Source organism: Paenibacillus sp. Marseille-Q4541, from assembly GCF_018310695.1.
GTDB lineage: Bacteria > Bacillota > Bacilli > Paenibacillales > Paenibacillaceae > Paenibacillus.
Map to the genome: position 1 here is coordinate 33,758 of NZ_JAGXCY010000015.1, position 23,105 is coordinate 56,862.

Genomic DNA, 23,105 nt, shown 5'->3' on the forward strand with positions numbered 1-23,105 from the left:
TATCTCCATCCTTCATTCGTTACTTTTTAAGTCGGATTCATTGTTGTTTTCTGTATGCAGAAGGAGCCATGCCTGTCATTCGCTTGAACTGACTTACAAAATAGTCGGCATTGTGATACCCTGAATTCACTGCTACATCTGCAATGCTGAAACGGCTTTGGCGCAATAGCCGCTTCGCCTCTTCAATCCGTTTATCATTCAAATACTCCCGAAATGCCTTGCCGGTCTGCTGCTTGAATGCTTGCCCCAAATAATTGGCATTCATATGAAATTTCTGTGCAAGCTCCTGAAGCTGCAACTTCCCCCGGAACTCCTGATTGACATACTGCACTACTCGAAAAATCGTGTTGCATTCCTTTTCTTTTCGCTGTTCCTGCAACGACTTCAAAGCTTGGAGGCTTAAATTGAGTGCATATTCCCGAAACGCAGGATATGAGTCAATTCTGGTAATGCCGCCTGACATATTTTGAACATGAAGCATAAAGCTGTTCACATCCCCATCCAACTCCCTCAGTTGCTTAAGAACACCCATCTCAAGGGCAAGCAATTGAACCCTGACGTATTCAATATTCGACACAGGCAGTCCTGAGTCTGGTTTAGTAAGCAGCGCTTGCACCTTTATTTCCAACCCGTCCTGTTCGCCGAACAGAATTGTTTTCATCAGGTTCGTCAAAGCTTTTTGATTCACACCCGACAGGCCATCATTCTGTGGCAAATCCTGATGATGGACGATACCTCCCTCTTTATGATAACGCTTCCATTTTAGCGCGGATAACGCTTTTTCATACGCTGACCTCATAGCTCCTACTCCGCCTGAATGATGTCCGAATGCTACAATAATTGACGTATGAGCAAAGTACATCTCAAACAGACTTCTCCCCAATGTTTCAAGCAGTTTAAGAGAATCCTCTATTTCAGCGGCGAATACGCCAATCCTTCCTTCGGCATCCGTAAAGGGTTCGGACCAATGGGCCCCAGCAAGACCGTGCATCCGAGCTTGCAGATCCTCTTTGCCGGTATCTGTTTCAATCAGAAGGCAGGCTATGTTCTCGTGACCTTCCATTTGCAGCATTCCTTCCACTTCCGCTTCCATTTCACTGCTGTCTTCGCCCTGAAGCAATCGGTTGAACAAACAATTTACATATAAGGCACGCTTTCGTTGACGCAATTCTTCTGAAGCAAGCTCTTCCTGAATTTCACGGCCCATTTGTTCCAATACGGTTTCAATCTCAATTTCATCTATTGGTTTGAGCAAATAATCATCGACACGCTGTTCCAACGCTGTTTTCGCATATTCGAAGCTATCGTATCCACTTAATATGACGAATCGCGGTGGTTTAGCGAGCACTTGCATCGAACGGTCAATCAGTTCAAGGCCACTCAAGGAAGGCATCTGAATATCTGTAAACACCAGAACCGGTTGAAGGCTCTCAATCATGGACCACGCGGCATTGCCGTTCTCAGCCTCTCCGCAGATTCGAAAACCGTATTTTCCCCAGTTGACCATGGTTCGCAAGCCCTCTAGTACCCACGGCTCATCATCTACCAATAAAACATCCATCATTCATGTTTTCCCCTTCCCATTGAATTTTCTCTTAGAATAGATACTTATTGAAGATAACTGCCCTGTTAACTTAAAGAAAAAACAGCCGGTCGTTTGAGTGGCTGTTTGCTTGTTCTTATGTAATATCGTTTCTCGTTAGTTGAATAAACGTTTTTGCCTCGCTACTTAATTATCTTACCATCCTTATCATAATATTTATATTTAAATGCATAGGTTTCATCCTTTGATTTAGGTAAGGCGACCCAAGTAACAGACTTCTGGTTAACGTTAAACTCCTGTTGTACCACTACTTGTTCGTTTACACGTAACTGCATTTTAGCAATATTATTAGCTTCATTTGTTACAATCATAAAGTACAAAGATTCAGCTTCATTATTCGACTCTTGAATTAGGTAAGAAGCAAATGGTTGATTTGGACTTTTTTCTATATGTCTCCATTCATAATTCCCCTTATGATTTTTAATAAATTGAATATACGCAGGATTATTATTAGATAAAAAGCCAACCATCCTTACATCATAAAAATCTTGTATCTTTAATATCTCGATCGATTCATTTTCGTAACCCTTAATAGAAGTTATAACTTTTTTTATGGATTCTTCATCATTTCCATACAGTTTTTTTGACCTGTCTATAGAAAAAATGCTAACAATGCAATCAAGATTACGATAATTGAAATATAACAATGCTGTTTTTCTTTAGCAACATAAACCTCTCCTCTTCTGGAACAGATCTATATTAATTTAATTTTATCAGAAATAGCTAAACTATTCTGCCCGTTGGCTTAATACAGAATTAGAGATATTCAGATCAATAGGACATACATGTACACGTATAAAAATCTTACTCCAAATGGTGCTAATTTTAGGGCTATTCAACTGTACACTATCGACAACCATTATTCCAGCGTAACATCAATGAGGCAGAATAGAGCTATAGAACTCTATTCTGCCTCATTGATTCAATCTGCTTAGTTTTCAACCTCGATTGGATATAAATCATTTAAGCTATCCATATCTTTGCTTCCAAGTATTGTCTCTTTTCCATTAGTAGAGATGTAGCCATACTGGGACTGCCCTGAATGTGCTGAGATGTTATAGAAAAATAACCGGTCATTGGTTTTAGGGCGTTGTCCTACTTCACTGGATATGCCAGTGTTGGGTAGAAACGAAATTATATTTTTACTTCCGCCCATTTTTCCACTCCATGTAAGCCAAGTTGCATTTGATTTAACCTCGTAATAATTGATAATTCCGTTTTCTATCGTAAAAAATGAGTCTGATTGTCCTTCAGGGAAAAGTAACTGAAAGGATCCGGCACTGCTTCCTCCTGGAGTAAGTTCTTTTAGAGTAGAAATTTTCGGAATATTAATCGAAGCAACGCGGGCTGTTGTTAAGTCCGTTGAACCCAAATCTGCTTTTGTCTTGTCATTTATCTTTGCTATATGAACAGTTTTTGTAGTGGAATTCCAAGCTACATCACTATTGAAATTTTCAGCGATAAAACGAATAGGAACCATTACTCGATTATTTTTAATTAGTGGTGATCCTGGTTCATTTTGATTACTTACACGAAACGTCATTTGCTGAGTAGGGTCAGCAACTACAAGTGTTTTAGTTTTGTTGTTCCAACTTTTTATGATAATTCCTTCGATCTGTTCAATACTTCTCAACGGAACATAAGTCGTGCCTTTCTGAATAAAAGGAGCACTGTCTGTTTTAGCTGTATTGCCATTAATAACTAGTGATATAGGTGTGGCTGCTTGTACCGTTGACGCTACAAAAAATAAAGCAATGAAAGAAAGAAGAAATGATTTCCATTTCAAATGGATTAACCTCCTTGGTAATTGTATTATTCACTGCATTTAGTATAGAGACGCAAGATTAATGTACAAAGTTTCTTCATTTATAGTAAATTTGGTTTGAATCGCGGTATTAAATTCACCTAGTTCGTAACAGGACTTCTCCGAATCTAATGAAATAATAAGGCGAGACTATTCATTTTTCGTAAATTGATGAGAGAACCGGACCCAGTTGTTGCCGGCGCGTTTCTGTATTATTCAACTATCCTGCCCGTTAGCTTAATGAATAATGGTCGGAAATGATTAGATACTTTTCTAATCGGTAAACGGAACATGTTCTTGCCCCTCGACAAAAATGTAAAAAAAGCCCGATTCATTATCAGGGCTAAATACACTCTCGTATCGGTTACTTTTTTATATATTCAACCATTTTCTTATGCAACTCCACCTCAGAACATTGAACGATCCCATTAAAATCCTGAGGGTCACGGATCAATTTGTTTAAAGCATCTATTCCATATTGCTGAACAACAAATTCCACGAACATATACGAGAACTGAAAACCCTTCATCGTCTCGAAATCCCAGGTATCATTATCTAATTGTTCAAAAGATGGGATCGCCAAATTGTGAATAGCCTCATATATTTCTCTTTGCCTGAAGTTTTGCTCCAGTACATGATTGTAGGACTAGGTGGCTATTGGATTTATCATGCGATAAAAAAGCAGCCTAGCGCTTGCCAGCTGCTCTCCTGAGTTAGATAGAACTAACGTTTCCCGTTCGAGCAAATGTTTGACCATGAAAAAGAAAAAAACGCCCATACCGTTGTGGACGCTCTCCTATGATTCCGGCGTTCTGGCAAAGTATCTTCACCATAAACACCTCGTTTGGACCTCAAATTGCTATAGTAGTTCAGCCATGTAATCGCTCTTGTCCAATTCGAATTTTAGATACAACGGGTGCCGATGAGAAACTCAGGTATGTTGCATGGAGTTGTGCCTAATCAGGGCTAAAAACTACTTCTTTGTTCAGAATCATATTTGTTTAGTCAAGAACTATTTTTACTGTACCTATCTGATAAGGCTGGATGACCATCTTTAATATTGTATGTTCAACTCTTAGCTCTTCTTCACGTGCTACCTTTTGTTCATTGCTATCTGTCCAATAGGCATGCTTGATTTGTCCTGGGCAGACCAAAGTGATTGTGTCTATTTCCCCTTCCATCTCGTAGAATCGCACGATGAAAGTTCGGTCTCCTTCTTCTGCTCCTTTTATACAAGAAACCACAGATGACTGAGACTCAAATGTTACAAAGGTATGTCTTGGATTCAGTTTTCCTTGTTGTCTTAACCCTGTAACTACTGTCATAGAGTGGTTATATTTTTGGACATAGTCATGTAGCTCTTTAGAATTGCTGGATTGCATCACCCCTAATCCAAATTCGAGATGATTGATTCCATACTCTGGACATGGATCCGGATCATACGAGCCTCTCAGTAAGGTAAGAGTAAGACTGTTGTCTACGCCTCTAAATCCATAACCTACTTTGGACATGAGCATCACACCTGCTGATCCTTCCTTACCTTCTCCATAGATATAGTTATTCCCTGGAAGATCAATGTCCAGTGGTTGACGCATAACTTTGCCAAAAGGAACATCATAATGATACGTATCACATGAATTACGAAGCGGCATATAGAATTGCAGCTGAGGTACGCCTCTTCCAACACGTCCCACCTCTTGCCAATCACATTCCACCTTAAACTCCAGATGACTACTACCTCTATCTAATGAAACTCTAACTTTAAGCTTTGAATTTCTAAAACTTAACTCATAAGCAATATGGCTTCTTAATGTACCTGTTTCACTTGTGATTTCGAGATTTTGATGAATCCATTGGATGTTTTTATAGCGTCCAACAAACCAGGAAGACATACCCGTCCCCTCATCTGTAATCTCTTTATGGTCTGCCTCATCAACTAATCTAAATACCCCTGATTTTCTCGTAGTATCTATCATTTCTTTCCCTGTGACTTTATCAATCATGGAGTCAATCGATCCGTCTAAGCTATTAAATACAACTTTAATCTTCTCATTTTCAAGCGTGTAGCATGGTTCATTTTGGATACGTTTTTCATGCCAATAACTTACTTTAACGTGATCAAGAGCTTGTTCCGTTAATATGTATGTTGCATAGCCACATGCGGGAACATCCACTTCTAATGCCACTTTTAAATAATTGTGTCCCCAATAGTGATTAAAATCTTTTTCTAAAACCTGGTATGTTATGACTTCGCCTTTTTCATTGGTAAACAGCATACGCTCGTGGTCATAGGGCCATTCCCAAATCATCAATTCAATGACTTCTTGGCGGGCCTGCATCGTTGGATTAAACACATGATAAACTCGGTTCTTGCCTGTGCCGTTTTCATACTGTGCAGATCCTGCACCTGCACCGTAAGCCAAGCCAAGCTCATCCTCCTCCTCACTTACGACAAGGTCCGCCGTATGGATCTGCTGAGCTATCTTTTGAAGGGCAATTTTTTGGCTAGTGTTTGCTGTCGCTGCAACCTCTTGATAAAGGCCTAAAGCATAATCTCTTGTGGCATCTACCCCTGAACCTGTTAAGATATCATGGAATTGATTAAATAAAACGTCTCTCCAAGCATTTTCAAAACTTTGCTTTGGATAACGCGCCCCTTGGGTTAAAGCTGCCCATGTACTAAAGAGCTCTGCTTCGTACAAACTATTTTCAGAAGCTTTATTTCCTTTTTTAATACGGCTTTGAGAACTATAGCAACCATCACAGATGAAATTCTGTTCTTGATATTCAATAGGCAGTTGATCTTTATAATTTTCAACGATTGCAAAGTATTCTCTATAGGTTGAAAATCTCACTTTAGGATAGATTGGCCACTTGGATACATCTTTAATTCTTTCGATATCCCTTCTTGTTGGTCCGCCCCCATGGTCTCCAACCCCATAGACTTTTAATACATAAGGAATATGAGTTTGATCCGCTAATTCTGGTACACAAAGACACATGTCGGATTGAATCGATGCATTATAAAATTGTGGTTCCCAGTTGACGATGATTTCAGCTCCTGAAGGACTTCTCCATCTATACAGTGTGGGACCTTCTTTGCGCCCTCTACAATGGTAGTAATACTTCACGCCGGCTCTTGTAAGAATCTCCGGGGTATTGATGCTATGTCCAAATGTATCTGGCTCGAAATCAATATTGTATGAATCTAAAGGCTGATTAAACAGTTGAGATAAGTATTTTTTCGTATATAACAATTGTCTCGTTTGACTCTCTCCACTTGGCATATTTTTATCTGCCTCAACCCAAGTAGATGCTGTAACCTCCCACCTGCCTTCTGTCACTCTCTGTTTAATCTCTTCTAACATTTCCGTATCATAGGTTTCTACAATTTCATAGAGCGAACCTTGATCTTGTGAAAACGTAAAGTCTTCATACTCTCTCATGATTTGTAACATCGTTCTAAATGTATCCAAAGTAACACCAACGGTTTCATCCCAGCCCCACTGCCAATTCATATCAATATGTGCATGAGACACACATAGCATTTCAAACTGCTTGGCTTCTTTTTGAAGCGGCATGAGCTTTTGCTCCATCTCTCGGACTAAATCATTGGTGATCGCCCCGTGTACGTCAAACCCCTCTACCAAATCCTTCTCTACTGATTCAATAAGATCATCAAATGCACCCTCTCTTCTTGCCGACAAAAGGGTGGCATACTTCATTTGTGTCATAACACGGTCTTCTTGATACGTCAGCTTTTTATTTTTTAATCGATAGGTTAATTTCTCTAGCATAGCTTGTTCCTCCTATGATGTTATTCTAAATTTCGAATGGGCTGTCTTGATTTTATGAGCAGTTACACTTTGGGGGTTTCGTAGAATATAGTGTACAATAGCTTGATTGAAGAGTCTTTAAGCCTACTGGACATTCGATTGAGAAATAACGACATAGAGAGGGACACTGATGGAGAAAATCATAAGTTATCTGACTGCTAAAAATTTCACCATTAGCCTTAGTGGACTTCAGATCAAAGTGCTGGATGCCGCCGTTTTGGATGCTGGACCGCATTGGGAAAAAGAAGCTCACTTTCATACATACTTTGAATTTCATATGATTAAATCGGGGAAAGGCACAGTTTCGATCGAAGGGTCAACCCTTCCTTTTCAAGAAGGAGATTTTTATATCACGGGACCTTATGTAACACATCAGCAGGTATCTGATCCTGAAGATCCATTGGTGGAGTACTGTTTGCAATGTAAAATTCGTTTATCGGATACACCGGATTCCACTTACTTTCTTTCATCCGAAGATACAGAATTTTTCATCAATGTTCTCTCCGCTACCTACCCTCGCACTTTCCAAGATAACTATGGAGCTATGGGGTTATTTGATTCTATAATTAAAGAAACGTCGCTTAAGCTTCCGGGGTTTTCCTTGCAAATTCAACCACTATTATTCCTGTTAGTGATAAGTTTGTTTCGTTCAGTAATCACCACACTCGATCAGTCTCATGTATCAAATCCGCAAAGTGATGTGCGTGTGTCCCGTATTATTAATTTTATAGAAAACAACTATCACCTTTCTCCTACGATAGATGATTTGTCTAAGCTGATCTTCCTTAGCCCTAAACAGATTAATCGGATTATGAAAAAACATTTTGACTGCACCTTTCATGAAAAACTATTACTTTACAAGGTCTTGCAAGCTAAACACTTGCTGAGTCATTCTACTCTGAGCATTGAAGCTATTGCCGCTGCTTGCGGTTTTTCTAGCCACTACTATATGTATCAAGTCTTTAAACGCTTTGATCTCCCTCCTCCAGCTCGTTTTAGAATAACTCCAAGTAATTAGAACAGAACAGCCCAAAAAGACCACAATGTATGTGGTCTTTAAGTGTTTATACTTTCTGAATTAATATTAGCTTCTATCATTTCCAGAGTCATTATTTGAGGAAGAGTCATCATAAGGGTCGTGATCATGGTAATGATGGTCATGATCATGATGTTCGTGATAATGTACCGGAGTAGGTGGCGGTGTTTGCTTCTTGGCTCGCTTCCGCTCCCTACGCTCCCATTCCCTCCTATCATTCTTAATCCGAATTCTTTCAAACTGTTGAAAACGTCGAATTTCTGCTCTCTGCTTTTCGAATGCTTGCATACGTGGCGAATTCATAGACTTTTTATGCCATTTAACAAGATAAGAAACAATAAAGTAAACTGGTAACAAAAATACAATAAACATTATTATACCTATACTCAAAGCCATAACTATCTCCAATGTAGATGTTGAGGTACCCTCTGTCTGACTGCTCTCTGCTGGTAATGAGGACACCCCGATTAAAAGTAAGACAAAACTTGCAATCAAAACAATAAAACTATTTCTTCTTCCTTTTACACGCAGGAACTTTATACTTCCCTTGATCATCCCAGTAAGAGCTAAAGACATTCCTAGTAAAGATAGAAAAATCAAAATTACTGCAAAGTTCTCCATGAAAATCCTCCACACTTGAAGTGATATATTATTTATAAATTACTACTTTGTGGTACAGAGAAAATATCGGCATATTTTAGTTTAAAGTGAAGATACGTAGAACTAATAGCAGCAGCTATGTGAATGTGATTCGACTTGCGCTATTCTTGAAATTATTTATGTATTCTCTCGGAACCATTATTAATAGAGCATTCCACAATTCTTCACCAGCTTCTTCATATTTATCGTAATCTAAGGGCATCAAGGAATTATAGCTAGTTTGAAGCTAGTGTTCGTAGAGCTTAGTTGAAAAGGATTAGCTCAAAATATACAAAACAACCCTATCCTAACTATGGCTAGGGTTGTTTTTATTTTAATGCCTCACTCTAAAGTCAGTTCCTCTTTTTTATTGTTCCATTCAATTGTTAGAAGTATAGGCCCATTACTAATAACATTATCTGTAACTACTTGGGCTTTAATTAAATTTCTTGATCCCAAATCTTCAAAATTACCATCTGCTTTTAGACCCGTATCAGTATTGAATAGAAATGAAATATTCTCGACGCTCACTTCATCACCTATATATCTTATTGTAAATACTCCATCACCTTGAAAAGTAGCATTCCAATTTTCACTTTGACCATTCCAGATTTTGGTATCTTCGCTACATCCAATAATAGAGAATACACTTAATAGAACAATCAGTAAAGGTTTTATCATATTATTCATAATTCACCTCCGAATCACCAAATCAAGAGTGAATTAACTTCTTTAGTTATAAAGTATAACAAGTGTAGATTGAAATCACAGAAAAAGGTAATTTGGTTCAGGGAATTTTTTAGATTCATTTTCAGCCAAATTTGATTTTGTTCAACTTAGAATAACGCTTTTTAACACTATTAATACCTCTTCCAATTTTCAAAGTCATATATCAGCACCTTTCCGTCAGTAGATACGGCTACTCTACTTATTCGGTCTTCTTGCAGCGTTTCTTCCACTTCATGTAAACACTCCTCCATGTTATTCCAAGCTTCTTTAAAACCTTTAAGTAATAGATTTGCAACGTCATTAATCTTTTCCTTGTCTTCGCTACAAAGGTTTATTATCTGCTCACCTCTTATAAGACCATTAGTGTTATTATACAGATCAATATACATTTATTGTAATTCAATGAAATAGATAAACTAACCTGCCCGTTAGCTTAATGAAAAAAGCAGCCGATCGCATTGACCAGCTGCTACTTGTGTTATTCAACTACTGTTTCCCGTTAGTTCAATGCCAATCCCATTCCTAGTAATGGTGATTATTAGGCCCCGTTAGAGCCTCGCGAACGTGATGTAATCGACTTGGACAGGCTCTGACGATTCGATCCGAAGTGCTCGGTTGATCTGTCCCCGGTGATATTGCCCATGTAAGAGGACCTGTAACAGGATGTCCCGGACGGACGTTCGGAACGGAACCCCGCTCTGGTTCGTATAGTCGATCATCTCGTCCAACTCGGATTCCTCGAACCCTTCGATATAGACGCGATATTGCTGGGCGTTTTCTTCGAACATTGTCCGGATCGCCGTCAGGTCTTCCGCTTCCTCCCACAAAGAATATTGCGCGCTGCCCTTGCCCTGCAATCGGGAAAGCCAGACTCGTTCCGCTACCGCGACGTGCCGAACCAGCTTCAGAAGGTCCTTGTTCTTCGTCTCACTCTCCTCGAGCGCGTCCAAGATGCGTCCGTCCGCCCAGTACAGGTGGTCCATCATGCACTTGATCGTCTTCATTTCGGTTTCCCCCTCTTCGTCTCATCGATTACTTGAACTTACTGTTATCCGTTAGTTTAATTAAGGTAGCAGACCAATCTGAGCGGCTGCCTTCAACTAACGTTTCTCGTTAGTTCAATCAGAAATAACTAGTAATAAAAGAAATATAAAGCAGAAATAAGTAAACTTAACGTTGCAATAATAGTTCTAATCCAAGTGAATTTTTTACTTATTCCTGCTTTTTTTTCTAAGTAACTGATATAACTAGTAGTTAATACAAAACCAAAAAGTGTAATTGCGTATCCTATAACATCATATTCTTTAACCAGATACCTCATTGTAACTAAAGCAATAAGTATGTTTCCAATTGTACCCAAAATCATATTGAAGTACAAAGCTTGTTTATTCTCTTTCAAAACCATCTCTCCCTCTAAAAAAATCCTCCCATTCATTTGTTCAATTAACCTGCCCGTTAGCTTAAAGAAAAAGCAACCGGTCGTTTGAGCGGCTGCTTACTTGTTATTATTGAACTGACGTTACCGGCTAGTTGAATGCCTCAATAGAATTAAATGCAAACATTATTTCTGCTTCACAAACCAATTCATTGTTTACCATTGCGATGCCTGTTCTTTTGACAATCTGTCCCTTGGTTCGGGTCACTTCGAATTCAAGATGGAGTTGATCCCCAGGTTTTACTTGCTTTTTGAACCGACAATTATCAATACCAGTCAGTAACCCTATCTTATGGTTATTGCTCTCTACGTTGGACATAGCGATACCACCCACCTGTGCCAGTGCTTCTACAATCAAGACTCCAGGCATGACAGGATAACCGGGAAAGTGACCAAGGAAATATGGTTCATTGAAAGTCACATTTTTGATTCCAACGGCTTTCTTTCCCTCAACAATTTCTAAGATTCTATCGACCAAAAGAAAGGGAAATCTATGGGGAATAAGCTCTTTAATTTGATTAATATCAAGCATGGATTTCCTCCTCTAGTATTGGCCTATAACCATTCTAACGTCATTTGGAGAAATCAGCCATTATTATACTATCCTGCCCGTTAGCTTCATGAAATAGCTGTTGAAAAATAATTAGATATTGGTCTAACCGGTAATAGGACCATCTTCTTGTCCTTTATTGCAAAGGGTACAAGTTCTTGTCCTCCGACAAAATAATGAAGTGAAATTCACATCCAAGATATCTTAATAAGCATAATTGTATGTTAAATCCTAAACGATTATGTTCTCTACGAAGTTGTCACATGAAAAACAAACTATGCTAGTTGATTGGTTGAAGAGAAATACAACTGGAGATAATTTAATACGTGCAGGAGTTCCCACAGGGTGGGAAGTTGGTGATAAAACTGGCGGGGGAGGTTACAGAACACGCAATGACATTGAAATTATTTGGCCTTCTAACAGAGAACCAATCGTTCTTGCAATACTATCCAGTCGCGATAAACAGGATGCAACTTATAATGATCAACTCATTGCACAGGCAACAAAGGTAGTAATGAATGTTTTTAATTCTACTCCAAACAACAAGTAATGGAAATAAATTATTTAAGAGTACCAGTTTCTTTTTTTATAACCGATTTCCTTAGCGTACGAAATTCGCGTTTTGTAGGTGGGACCCCAATACACTTCAGCTTTTGAAGCAATTGGATTGCTCATTGTAAACATCGCATTTCACTGAGGCATAAATTCCGATCAGTTGAAAAGACGGCACCATTCATACTGGTTTGCCGTCTCTTCTTGTTTATTGAGATATCGTTTTCCGATAGTTCTATGCTTTAGGTAATTTTTATAATACACTTTCAAAGTTCTAAAATATCGCTTCGGTATTCAATTCCTAGTTCTTCAAGCAAATTATTCAAACCAAACCACAAGTTTTCACAAAGTAGATAAAGTTCTTCCTTGTCAGACAGCTCACCACTTATTACTTTTTTTGCTAACTCAGCATATCCTTCTGGCTTGATTGGTTTTTCTATGGATTCTTCCAGTGTCACGGATCTACTAGTGTAATATTGTTTATTCAACAATCCAATCAATTTTGCAATTTGCCATGTGAAATCAAAAACTGCACGAGGCAGATAAGAGAGGTTATTGGAAATTCGGGCATTTCGAATCTTGCCCATAGTTTCGTACGGTTCCCAAACCATAAATTCTGCTATTACTTCTCTAAATGCTTCTTCGGGTACTGAGAGTGAAACCTCTTTCGCCTTATTAAATATTCCATTTGGATCATACAAGGAGGTAATATGTATGAAACTACCCATTTTAATCGCCCATCCATCGTCCACCGTGCTTGCTTGATCTAACCATTCTGATTTCTGCTTTGTAGAAATCTCTAATTTAAACGGATGACAAATTAATTCACGGCTAGGCATACTCGATCCATCTCTACTAATTACGTGCAATTCTATATCTGAATAAGGCCCCTCTTTTTCTTGAGCAACTGAACCATAGATACCGATTGCCTCAATGTCCTCATCGTATTTATCTAGTAACTTGTTCTTTATCTCATTTATAAAATCCAATTTTTCTTTGCGACTAGTTTCAGCTGGAAAAGGCAACATGTCAGTCCTCCTTTTATCGTGATTCCCTTTATTCTATCATCCCTTAAACTAATCTGCCCGTTAGCTTAATAAGCAAGAAATTATAAATTAGATATAAGTCTAATCGGTAATAGGACCATGTTCTTGTCCTCAGCTTGTGACAAGAACTTGATCCCTAAAATAAAAAAGCTACCATATAGGCGACTTCTAATGAGATTATGTTTTTGTCGTCTTACAGACTACGAATAAGTTCTAAATTCATGGTTTACCAATTCAGACTCTTAGTAAGCCACGGAAACCCCTGGCACCATAGTAAGAATCTGCTCCATTGTGGTACACAAAGACAGTGTCGTAGCGACGATCACAAAAGATAGCACCACCGAGTTGTCTAATATTGTCAGGAGTTTTCACCCAGCTCGATGTTTTGGTATCGAAATTCCCAAGTCTTTGTAGCTCCTGGTATTGTCCTTCAGTCAAAATCTCAATCCCCATGTCAGCGGCCATATCCATAGCGCTGTTTTGCGGTTTGTGTTGTTTCCTTGACTCCAACGCTTTCCGATCGTAACAAACACTTCTGCGGCCTTTAGGACTTTCTGCTGAACAATCATAAAAAATGTATTCGCCCGCCTCTTTATCATAAAAAATAACATCCGGTTCCCCACCGGTTCTTTCCATTTCATAAAGCGACCACAGTTTTCCAGCATTAAGTTCCAGTTTTGCTTTTACTGCCGCCCATTCAATTCCTTCATGGCGATCTATGTTTTTCTCAAAACGGGTTTTCAATGTTCCGAGTATTTCTTCACGTTGTTCGGGTGACAACTCCTGATTTTCAATATTCATACTAATCCTCCTCATATCATGGAAACTAATGGGTTAATTTTCGCCTGTAATAATTTTATAGTCGACCAAATAATAATAAGCAGCCCCGGCGGTATTGTTCTTGAATAAAGTTCCACATCGTCTTCTTTTGACCCTACATTACATAAGTAAAGTTCTAGTGTGACTGCATTGTCAATAGTATTTGGTGTAATTTGGCTATTTTGAAGATACAGACCGCTTGTAGAAAGATTTTCAACGTTCCTCTTTGCTTCAGCACCGGTAATTGATATTGTAAAATATCCCTCATAAAAGGAGTTCTATTATTCTCCGTTAACGGAGGTCTCCCGTCGATCTACGGTCTCTTCAGGAATCTGCTTGGACATGCTTGGTACGTGTCGCGGCTGATATTCGATAAGATCTGAGGAATAAACAGAAACGGCGATTCGACCGCCGCTGCTGTAAGCCCGAATCAGGATCGGCTGATTATAGACATTCTGGAACACAAAATCCGGTCCGCCCCAGCTGACGGTTGCATCCCGCCCAGTCAAAACGTAAGGCACGTTCCGGCTGTGGGAATACCGCTTCACGATCTGTAGCCCTGCTCTGTCAATCGCATTGAACAAAGTGGAGGATACTTGGCATATGCCGCCTCCCACTCCCTCGGAAAGCTCGCCCCTGACGATGACGCCCGCTCGTTTATAGCCTTTATCGACAGTTCTCATGCCGACAACCTCGTTGAATGAAAATGACTCTCCGGGAAAAACCACTGCGCTGTCAATTGCCTTGGCGGCCAAGTCAATGTTGTGCGACCGGTTTGTGTTATTAGAATTAAAATAAGTAACGTAATACCCGATCGGCTTCGTTCGGATCGAAGACAGCACTTCAGCATCTACTTTGGGATATAGCTTGTAAGTCGGCACCTCGATCGTCGCCGCTCCTTTTCCATAGTAATAGTCGTAGAATAATATCATCATTTTCCGCCGATCTAAGCGATATCCGTTGCGACCCTCCACAATCTGGCCATCCGGCGCGATTCGCGCGTTTTCTGCCTTTTTCATGCTTATTCGATCTAGTTGATCCGCCCACTGGTCGTAGGTATCCATGTTCAGGAGCGGAAACACCCCAAGATTATATTCGCTTCGATCAATCGTACTCAGCGAGTTTCCATCTTGGGTGACCGTCAGCAGATCCGCCGGGTTCGCCTGCATCATGAGTAGTCCAAACAGACCCATGATCGATAACCATTTCAAATTGCATTCGCCTCCTTCCCCAAAAGATTCCATATTCCATATTTGTCCTTCTGGTATTATGGTAACCTTTTAAAAAAATCATGCATATGCAACAGAGACGGCCGTTCTCGCGTTTGTACGCTAAAACTCGGTTTTAACAGCTGCTCTTGCTTCTATTCAATTATCATCTTTTCTCATAATAGACTATAAAGAAATCGAACTTAATTCCTTAAACAAAAAAAGCCGCTAAATTAGCGACTTTTTTTGGAGTATGTTCTTGTCCCCATTGGACCAAGAAATGAAATGTTTATACTCATTAATAACTATCTGACTTTTATAATTATTTTTCCTTTAGCCCTTCCCGACTCTGAATATTCTATTGCCTTCTGAGCATCTTTAAAAGAAAAAACCCTGTCAATTACAGGCTTGATTTTACCAGACTCAATAAAGTTGGTTATGATACGTAATTGATCTCCACTTGGCTTCATAAACAAAAATGTATATTGAACATTATGTTTTTTTTCAAGTGCAGTTAGTTTATTACTTGCTATTGAAAACAGCATTGTTTTAAAAAAACCTGAGCCATATTCTTTAGCAAAATGAGCATTCGGTAATCCCGATATTGAAACAATTTTTCCTCCGGGTTTTATTACTTCGAATGATTTTTCAAGTATCTTGTCCCCAAGTGTATCAAATACAGCGTCATAATTTTTCAATCGATCTTCAAATTTTTCTATCTTGTAATTAATAATTTCATCTGCACCAAGAGATTTTACTAAATTCGTACTAGTTTCACTGGTAGTTGTTGCAACAGTCGCACCCATTAATTTTGCCAATTGAATAGCAAAGGTGCCAACACCACCAGCCCCAGCTTGAATCAAAATCTTTTGTCCTTTTTGTAATTGCATTATTTCATGTAAGGCTTGATATGAGGTTAACCCAACCAGTGGAATTGAAGCTGCTTCCTCAAAACTCAAATTTTTAGGTTTTAAGGCGATGTCATTTTCATGAATTGAGATATATTCCGCAAACGTACCAATGTTACTCTTCCGTGGACGTGCATATATTTCATCCCCAACCTTAAAACGAGTTACTTTTGCTCCAACCTTAGCCACGACACCAGAAAAGTCATTACCAAGGATAAGAGGCATTTTATATTTAACTAACATTTTCACTTTCCCATCGCGTATCTTAAAATCAATGGGATTTACACTAGCTGCATGAATTTCTGCGAGCACCTCATATTCATTAATTTCAGGAATGGGCATGTCTGCTAAGCGCATTGGGACACTCCCATACCTATCAATAACCATTGCTTTCAATTCCTATGCCTCCTAAAAATGTATGTTCATAACCCGTGGTTTTACCTATACGCAATTCTGTTGGATATGAATCAACTCTCTAAGCACTTCTCTTTTAGAGTTTTAAAATGGGATTAGTAACTAAAGTTTCACACATTGTTGCCTTATAAAGAACGATTTTATTGTGGTTAGTTGGTCAGATATTTTTAGTGAATTTTATAATACAATTTCCCGGTTTTTATCCAACTTCTATTGGATCAGGTTTTGTTTGGAACATCCCAATAGTCTGTCATGTATTCTTCAATATGTTCTGTCAAACTTTTAATTAAATGAATGGTACTTTGGGTTGGATCTAAAAAGTAATAATTCATTGTTCCTTGACGAGTAAGATTCACTACTTTCGCGTCTTTTAGGATCTTTAAATGATGAGAAACAGCTGGACGAGAGAGATGTGTTTTCTTTGTTATTTCTCCTACTCTCATGCCTTCACAACCAGCACTTATTAATGTAATGATAATGGATTGCCTTGTTTTATCCCCAATTGCAGCCAACACTTCCTGACATTCCTCAAATTCTTGAGCTAATATATCCAGATTTAGAGTATTCTTCATCAATATGACTCCTTGGTTCAAATGTTTAAACCTTTAAGCAGATGCATCATAACATATTATTTTTGCAAATGAGCATTGAGAAAGAAAATCGAGACCATTGAATTTATAAAACAGGTTCCGATATTAACATAAGTTTTCCAGTGCATAGTAATCTTAGACTTGTAGATTGTATATTGTGTATCGATTATACGGAGAATGACTTAACAGCTAGTGAGACTTAATAATTTGCAATGTGAAAAGCTGACGGTGTGCAACCATCGATATTTACAAAATTACTAAACCAACGGTTTGTAAAGAAGAGTGGATATGTACTTGTTCCAGAATCAAGGGAAGGAAGATTATATGTCATCATTGGAATTCCCCTTCCCCTCCAGTTCAGAACAGTTTATGTCATTGGACAATTTCAGCGGCTAACGGTACAAATTCTTGTCCTCGACTCGGGAGAAGAACTTGTACCGTAAAACAAAAAAAGTCGCTATAATAGCGACTTTCAATAGGACTATGTGCTTGTCCTCGACTTTTATATATGTATTTCATTTGATTTATGCTCCCACCACTATTGTTTTATCTGAATTTCAAGATCATATCGCTTCTGTTGTCCCTCTTTTTTAAGGCCAACGAGTGTTAGAACTTATTAGAACAACTTTTCCTTTGGGTAGACCTGATCCACCGTAAATAGTTACTATATAAGGGCCTGAAGGAACAAGTGGCATACTATCATTATTTACAAGTTCTACTGTTTCACCTGGTTCAACGATTGCATTAAAAATAACCGTTTTCTTACTTTGGTGCATTAATTCGACTCTAAAAGAGTGTGCTCCTGTATTTTTTGCATCAAGTTTAATATGTGGATATCCAATTGTTACAAAATAATCTTCTACAGGGTCCACTTTATCACGCTTTAAATCCCAATTTAGTATATCTTTGAGTGAATAAGGACTAATTTCAATGAGTTCATTTCCTTCTTCGGATTTTACATTGACATTATTCGCTAAAACAACACTCGAAACTCCAGTAATAAGTGAAATAGACAATGCAGTTGCACCAATAATCTTCATAACTTTGTTTTTCATTCATTAAACCTTCCTCTCAATGAACATGCAAAAGAATCATAACATGACAAAATACATACGACAAAATTTGTCATTATAATATATATCGACATTCATCGACATTCATGGATGTAGAAGGAAAGAACTATCGTTTAAAAGAACCTGACGAATGGATAGTAAGGATCTTTGGATAGATTGTTATTTAATAAAACTGCTAAATCTGCGCGAGCAAACTCTGTTTTAATTCTGAGATAGGCGTTTCGTAATTAAACCATATGTAGTTCATGTAATCCTCCTTCAAATCAATAAACTACCTTAACATTAAAATTACACTATATCATTGAACTAATATGCCCGTTAGCTTAAAGAAAAAGCAGTCGGTCGTTTGAGCGGCTGCTTACTTGTTCTTCATGATAAACTTTCGTTCTCCGTTAGTTTAGTCCCAACGAAGTTTCCATTAATCCAATTCAAAGTTGATAATTGTTATCTAAAAATCGTTTAATGTCGTCATTAATTCTTATTAATATTTCTTCAGATGGAAAATGCCCCATATCATATGTTATTGTTTCTATGTTTGAAATGATTTCCTTTGCAGTTAAAATAACCCTACTTTCTGGAAAGAAAATATCCTCTTTTCCCGCTAAAACCAGTGTTGGAGCGTGATAGCTAAATAATTCATTCTTTTCGGTTAGCTTAGGCATATCCTGCTCTAGCTTCACATGCTTAAATATCTCTCCAATGATATTTTTATCAATTTCTTTCATGGAATTTGAAGACATTGAATCTGCAATATTTTGTAATTGTTTTTGTGATGAGTTCATTTGAAAGAGTAGCATTGGAACTAAGATTTTTTGTATCATTTTGATTTTAGAACCTAATTTCAACCCAGATGGTGATACCAATACAGAACACGCAATTTTCTCTGGCAAGAACGTTGCCAACCTTAAAATTATACCCCCACCATAAGACGGTCCGATAAAGGCACTTTTCTGAATCTTATAATGTTCCATCAGATCAGACACCCATAATGGAAAGCTTGCATCTTTACCAGATACTCTTGTTTCAGCACTATAACCAGGATGTCCTATTGTGTCAGGGGCATATATTCGATAATCTTTAATTAATGTGGAAAACCAAGACAACGTCATCGGATTTATGCAATTGCCTCCCTGAAATATAAAAATGGGCTTTCCTTTGCTCGGACCCGCAACTAACATATGAGTTTTACCAAAACGCGTTTCTACGTATTCTCTTTGAAATTCGAAATTAATAGACTCTAAGTAGGATTCGTAAAGGTCTTGAATTTTTTTCTTGCCTTTTTCAGTTTTATAAATAGTATAGTTACCCATCTTCACACCTCACGTAGTATCAAAACATAAATAATTCAATAATCCTGCCCGTTAGCTTAATGAATCATTATTCGATCGGTTCCTTTTGAGAACAATCTATAAATAAAATACATCAGGGCAAACAGGACTCCCAGAAAGACCACCTATGTCTTGTTTAATCTTTTCCCTCTGACCGGTGCAACGCCTCGACCAGTTCTACAAAGTGACACCCGCGCTCTTCAAAGTTACGGTACTGGTCAAACGCTGTGCATGCAGGACTCAGCAGCACAGTGTCGCCCGGTGCGGCCAGCTTGTGCGCCTGCGCAACTGCCTCGGCCAGGCCTTCGCAGTGGATAATAGGCGGACAGCCCGTCACTCTACGTGCCGCAGCCTCGATTTGAGTGGCCGCTTCGCCGATCAACAGCATCACCTTAACATGATCAGGTAGTAGCCTAGCCATCTCGTCAAACGGTACTTTCTTATCTCGCCCGCCGGCGATCAGCAACACTCGGCCCTCATGAGCGTGCAGCGTGGCGACGGTGCGGGCGGGGCTGGAACCGATTGAATTGTTGTAATAATGGACACCGCTCACAGTTGCCACCCACTGGTTTCGGTGCTCCACGCCCACAAAGTTGCGAACCGTCTCCAGTATTGCCGCATCCGACACGGTCCCCTGTACAGCACTCATGGCAGCCATAACGTTTTCTACGTTGTACCAACCCGGCAAACGAATGTCACTGATAGGTAGCAGACCATCGATTACCCCATCGTGGACAGTATGCCCGCCGAAATACTTGGTCCGCCCCCGTCCGCGCAGTGCAGCAGTTGCCGGATTATCTCCGTTTAAGACGGCAAAATCGTCAGCAGTCTGAAAATCCAACAGGCGACGCTTGGCGGCGGTATATTCATCCATGTCGCGGTGCCAGTCGAGGTGATTAGGCGAGAGGTTGGTTATCACCGCTACATGGGGAGAGCGTGTCATGTCCATCAGCTGAAAACTGGACAGCTCAACCGCGCACGCATCCAGTGGTGACATTACACCCACGCGCGTCAGCAGTGGCGTGCCAATGTTGCCGCCCAGATGTACTGTACGCCCCCCGTCAGCCAGCATTTCTGCAATCAGCGACGTGGTGGTGGTCTTACCATCCGAGCCGGTAACGCCGAAAATGGGACATGGACACAGTGCGAAGAACTCCTCCATCTCACTGGTCACACGGCTGCCGCCCGCGCGGGCTGAGTCCAGCGCCGGATGGTCTGGGCGCATGCCCGGAGTACGGAATACGATGTCTCCCCCAACGCGATCCAGGTAATTCTCCCCTAGGTGCAACCTAATCCCCAGATCATCCCACTCCTTTCGGGGCAGGGCCTGGTTGCGATCGCGCACTGTGACGCGTGCCCCGACCGAGAACAGCATGCGGATCAGGGGTGCGTTACTGACGCCGGCGCCGATGACAGTCACGTCCCTACCGGCCATTGATTGGATGTAGGTATTAAAAGCAGGATTCATAAGCACCTCCGCTTAGAAAATGTCATTAAATGAAATAAACCACAAATTGGAATTAACCTTCCGGTTAGCTTAATATCCAGTTCGTCCAATAACCTCAAGTTTTTGATCGTAAGACCTTTCCACGTCTTACCTCATCAACCATTAAGAAATAGTGCCCGCCTTGCTAACTGTGTAATCGACTATTAATCGATCTCTTATTGGAATGCCTTTAGCTATTATTGGGGGGGGATCAAAGGAAGTATAAAATTCCTAGGTGTTAAAGGAAGGAAATTAGCTGTTATATTTTTATTGGAGGGCCCTTACTGCATAGATAAGAGTCAGACTGCTCTACAGACGCCGGTACCCCAACATCTACCATTATTACAAAGGATAATAATGAGCAGCCAAAAGAAATGCTAAAGAATGTTCTGACGATGAAAATAGTTAAGAAAAAACCAGTGAAGAAGTATTAGAAAATGAGGAGAAATAATAAAAACGGAATCAACTATTGAATAATCTTGCCTTTGCTTGCTTTGTCTCTTCCGGAGTTCGATGTGCGTGAACCACTTCGTTTACATCGAATTTATTGCCGTCCAGATCATAAAAAACAAAGTTGATGCCACAGCTCCCGCGATCCTCAAGCTTCTCGATTATAACGCCATTAGCACGCAGGTGGTCATGAAGTTCTTCAATCCGCCTAACTTCGAAAGTAATTCGAAACATCTCATACCCGGACTCATTTGGAAATTGATTGTTGAATTCACCCTTTGTTTCGACCAAGTGAAGCCACTGTCCATCGGACAACTTTAAAATGACTTGCGCTTCAGCGGAGTTATATGGTACTGCGTACTCCAATCCGAAGTTCCGTTCCCACCAATCAGCCGATTTTACAGGATTGCGTACTGGTACATATACCGAGCATACCGTCTTCAATGTATTTCCTTCAAATGGTTTATACATTAAATTACCTCCATAAATTATGTTCCTTTCACAATAAATTAACGTTTAATTTATGCAGAACCCAATAACTCTAGTCTTTCAATACATCAAATCTTTTCTTTGATTAATAGTGTCTTAATTCGCTCTTCTTCTTCCTCTTTATTGTGGTATTCATAAAAGCCCACTCTGTTTCCCCATGGGTCACTAAATGTCCCCCATTTCACTGGCACTTCATCTCGTGAATGTATTTCAAAGTTTTCAATGTTCAATTCTTTTATCATTCTATTCTTCTCCCGAATGATATCTTCAACTGCTAAACGAAGTGGTCCACTCCCCATGGTTGTATCTCCTTCAGCTACTTGCAGCCAGAATCCAGGTATAATTTCCCATTCTACAAATCCTTCATGGGGGACAAAATCAGGTACCCTATCGAGAAGAGTTTCGTACCACTTTTGTCCTTCACTAAAATCAGCAACACGAACTTGATAAGTCAATTCAAAAAACATATTTACCTCCAACGTACTTTCTCTTATGTTTAAATGAATATAATATAACTTAAACCATTATAGAACGCATGTTCTATAATGTAAATATATTCAAATTATTTATTGCGCTATCCTTCACGCTAGTTTAGTACCTAGCCAATCAAAATTAGATATCCATCAAATCAGCAATCGTACCAACTTCTTATCCTCGACCTGGACAAGAAATTGTAACAATTAGGACGTTATTTCGTTGTTAAACGTATTTGAATTGGTCACGATATACTGTTCGTTGATTATTGGATCGCCGCTAACTTTTATATTAAACAAGGAATTGTAGCCCATTCCCTTCCTTGGAGAGTAACTTGCCATTTTGTTAACCGTTAGATATACTAACCACCTCATCACATTCGCAAAATTTTTAGTCGTTATTTGTGGTAGACTGCTGCTTAACGGAAATATCAGTGAAAAAATATACGTTTATATAAAAATTTTTCTTGCTCAATAATCCCAAGCCTGCTACTATGAAGAAGCATGATTTTGGAAAGCGAATATTCAACTCCTATTTAGGATCTTTCCAAGCAGATAATCTTTGACCACTTCCTTAAGGAAGTCAAGGCCATACGGACAGCCGGGTCAAATGCCGATTGGCAACTTTCGTTGCCTT

General features: G+C 39.3%; 22 protein-coding genes and 1 pseudogene. 3 read left to right on the forward strand and 20 right to left on the reverse strand.

The window, feature by feature from the left end; genetic code table 11:
- Positions 1–37: 37 nt before the first annotated feature.
- The 5 genes from KFT32_RS15700 to KFT32_RS15720 form a co-directional block, all read right to left on the reverse strand.
- Complete coding sequence (locus KFT32_RS15700) at positions 38–1,564, reverse strand: response regulator transcription factor (protein ID WP_211748174.1); 1,527 nt, start codon at positions 1,562–1,564, stop codon at positions 38–40.
- Positions 1,565–1,725: 161 nt separating this feature from the next.
- Positions 1,726–2,250 (reverse strand): hypothetical protein, encoded by a 525-nt coding sequence (locus KFT32_RS15705; protein ID WP_211748175.1) that lies wholly within the window; start codon positions 2,248–2,250, stop codon positions 1,726–1,728.
- Between the two features lie 284 nt (positions 2,251–2,534).
- Positions 2,535–3,389, reverse strand: coding sequence for a copper amine oxidase N-terminal domain-containing protein (locus KFT32_RS15710; protein ID WP_211748176.1), 855 nt, complete (start codon positions 3,387–3,389; stop codon positions 2,535–2,537).
- Positions 3,390–3,771: 382 nt separating this feature from the next.
- A complete protein-coding gene (locus KFT32_RS15715; RefSeq protein ID WP_211748177.1) occupies positions 3,772–3,990 on the reverse strand; it encodes a hypothetical protein in 219 nt (72 codons plus the stop codon).
- Between the two features lie 418 nt (positions 3,991–4,408).
- On the reverse strand, positions 4,409–7,204 hold the full coding sequence (locus KFT32_RS15720; protein ID WP_211748178.1) for a glycoside hydrolase family 38 N-terminal domain-containing protein: 2,796 nt from the start codon (positions 7,202–7,204) through the stop codon (positions 4,409–4,411).
- A gap of 169 nt (positions 7,205–7,373) precedes the next feature.
- Here KFT32_RS15720 and KFT32_RS15725 point away from each other — a divergent pair, with 169 nt between their 5' ends.
- Complete coding sequence (locus KFT32_RS15725) at positions 7,374–8,261, forward strand: AraC family transcriptional regulator (protein ID WP_211748179.1); 888 nt, start codon at positions 7,374–7,376, stop codon at positions 8,259–8,261.
- Positions 8,262–8,327: 66 nt separating this feature from the next.
- On the opposite strand, the gene KFT32_RS15730 is transcribed toward KFT32_RS15725, so the two are convergent.
- From KFT32_RS15730 to fabZ, 5 genes are all read right to left on the reverse strand, one after another.
- Positions 8,328–8,900, reverse strand: a complete 573-nt coding sequence (locus tag KFT32_RS15730) for a hypothetical protein (protein ID WP_211748180.1) — start codon at positions 8,898–8,900, stop codon at positions 8,328–8,330.
- 360 nt (positions 8,901–9,260) lie between these two features.
- Entirely contained in the window at positions 9,261–9,608 is a 348-nt protein-coding gene (locus KFT32_RS15735; RefSeq protein WP_211748181.1) for a hypothetical protein, read from the reverse strand.
- 587 nt (positions 9,609–10,195) lie between these two features.
- A complete protein-coding gene (locus tag KFT32_RS15740) occupies positions 10,196–10,651 on the reverse strand; it encodes a DinB family protein (protein ID WP_211748182.1) in 456 nt (151 codons plus the stop codon).
- 128 nt (positions 10,652–10,779) lie between these two features.
- Positions 10,780–11,046 carry a hypothetical protein gene (locus KFT32_RS15745; protein WP_211748183.1) on the reverse strand — a complete coding sequence of 89 codons (267 nt, stop codon included), beginning with the start codon at positions 11,044–11,046 and terminating at the stop codon, positions 10,780–10,782.
- A 127-nt stretch (positions 11,047–11,173) separates the two neighbouring features.
- Positions 11,174–11,614 carry a 3-hydroxyacyl-ACP dehydratase FabZ gene (gene fabZ, locus KFT32_RS15750; RefSeq protein ID WP_211748184.1) on the reverse strand — a complete coding sequence of 147 codons (441 nt, stop codon included), beginning with the start codon at positions 11,612–11,614 and terminating at the stop codon, positions 11,174–11,176.
- 268 nt (positions 11,615–11,882) lie between these two features.
- Here fabZ and KFT32_RS15755 point away from each other — a divergent pair.
- Positions 11,883–12,182 (forward strand): annotated as a pseudogene (locus KFT32_RS15755) (serine hydrolase); the annotation flags it as partial.
- A gap of 268 nt (positions 12,183–12,450) precedes the next feature.
- On the opposite strand, the gene KFT32_RS15760 reads toward KFT32_RS15755, so the two are convergent.
- The 5 genes from KFT32_RS15760 to KFT32_RS15780 all read right to left on the reverse strand — a co-directional run bounded on the left by KFT32_RS15760 (position 12,451) and on the right by KFT32_RS15780 (position 17,151).
- On the reverse strand, positions 12,451–13,212 hold the full coding sequence (locus KFT32_RS15760; RefSeq protein WP_211748186.1) for a kanamycin nucleotidyltransferase C-terminal domain-containing protein: 762 nt from the start codon (positions 13,210–13,212) through the stop codon (positions 12,451–12,453).
- 252 nt (positions 13,213–13,464) lie between these two features.
- Positions 13,465–14,031: a DUF4256 domain-containing protein gene (locus tag KFT32_RS15765; RefSeq protein WP_211748187.1), complete on the reverse strand. Its 567-nt coding sequence runs from the start codon at positions 14,029–14,031 to the stop codon at positions 13,465–13,467.
- 299 nt (positions 14,032–14,330) lie between these two features.
- Positions 14,331–15,260: a VanW family protein gene (locus tag KFT32_RS15770; RefSeq protein ID WP_481856344.1), complete on the reverse strand. Its 930-nt coding sequence runs from the start codon at positions 15,258–15,260 to the stop codon at positions 14,331–14,333.
- A 302-nt stretch (positions 15,261–15,562) separates the two neighbouring features.
- Positions 15,563–16,561 (reverse strand): NADP-dependent oxidoreductase, encoded by a 999-nt coding sequence (locus KFT32_RS15775; RefSeq protein WP_211748188.1) that lies wholly within the window; start codon positions 16,559–16,561, stop codon positions 15,563–15,565.
- Positions 16,562–16,797: 236 nt separating this feature from the next.
- A complete protein-coding gene (locus KFT32_RS15780; RefSeq protein ID WP_211748189.1) occupies positions 16,798–17,151 on the reverse strand; it encodes an ArsR/SmtB family transcription factor in 354 nt (117 codons plus the stop codon).
- Between the two features lie 248 nt (positions 17,152–17,399).
- On the opposite strand from KFT32_RS15780, the gene KFT32_RS15785 reads away from it, so the two are divergent.
- Entirely contained in the window at positions 17,400–17,612 is a 213-nt protein-coding gene (locus tag KFT32_RS15785; protein WP_211748190.1) for a hypothetical protein, read from the forward strand.
- A gap of 147 nt (positions 17,613–17,759) precedes the next feature.
- Here the strand turns inward: KFT32_RS15785 and KFT32_RS15790 are convergent, their stop codons facing one another.
- The 5 genes from KFT32_RS15790 to KFT32_RS15810 form a co-directional block, all read right to left on the reverse strand.
- Entirely contained in the window at positions 17,760–18,224 is a 465-nt protein-coding gene (locus KFT32_RS15790) for a hypothetical protein (RefSeq protein WP_211748191.1), read from the reverse strand.
- A 446-nt stretch (positions 18,225–18,670) separates the two neighbouring features.
- Entirely contained in the window at positions 18,671–19,552 is an 882-nt protein-coding gene (locus KFT32_RS15795) for an alpha/beta fold hydrolase (RefSeq protein ID WP_211748192.1), read from the reverse strand.
- 154 nt (positions 19,553–19,706) lie between these two features.
- Positions 19,707–21,038: a UDP-N-acetylmuramoyl-L-alanine--D-glutamate ligase gene (gene murD, locus KFT32_RS15800; RefSeq protein WP_211748193.1), complete on the reverse strand. Its 1,332-nt coding sequence runs from the start codon at positions 21,036–21,038 to the stop codon at positions 19,707–19,709.
- 480 nt (positions 21,039–21,518) lie between these two features.
- Positions 21,519–21,977 (reverse strand): VOC family protein, encoded by a 459-nt coding sequence (locus tag KFT32_RS15805; RefSeq protein WP_211748194.1) that lies wholly within the window; start codon positions 21,975–21,977, stop codon positions 21,519–21,521.
- Between the two features lie 86 nt (positions 21,978–22,063).
- Entirely contained in the window at positions 22,064–22,462 is a 399-nt protein-coding gene (locus KFT32_RS15810) for a VOC family protein (protein ID WP_211748195.1), read from the reverse strand.
- Between the last annotated feature and the right edge of the window lie 643 nt (positions 22,463–23,105).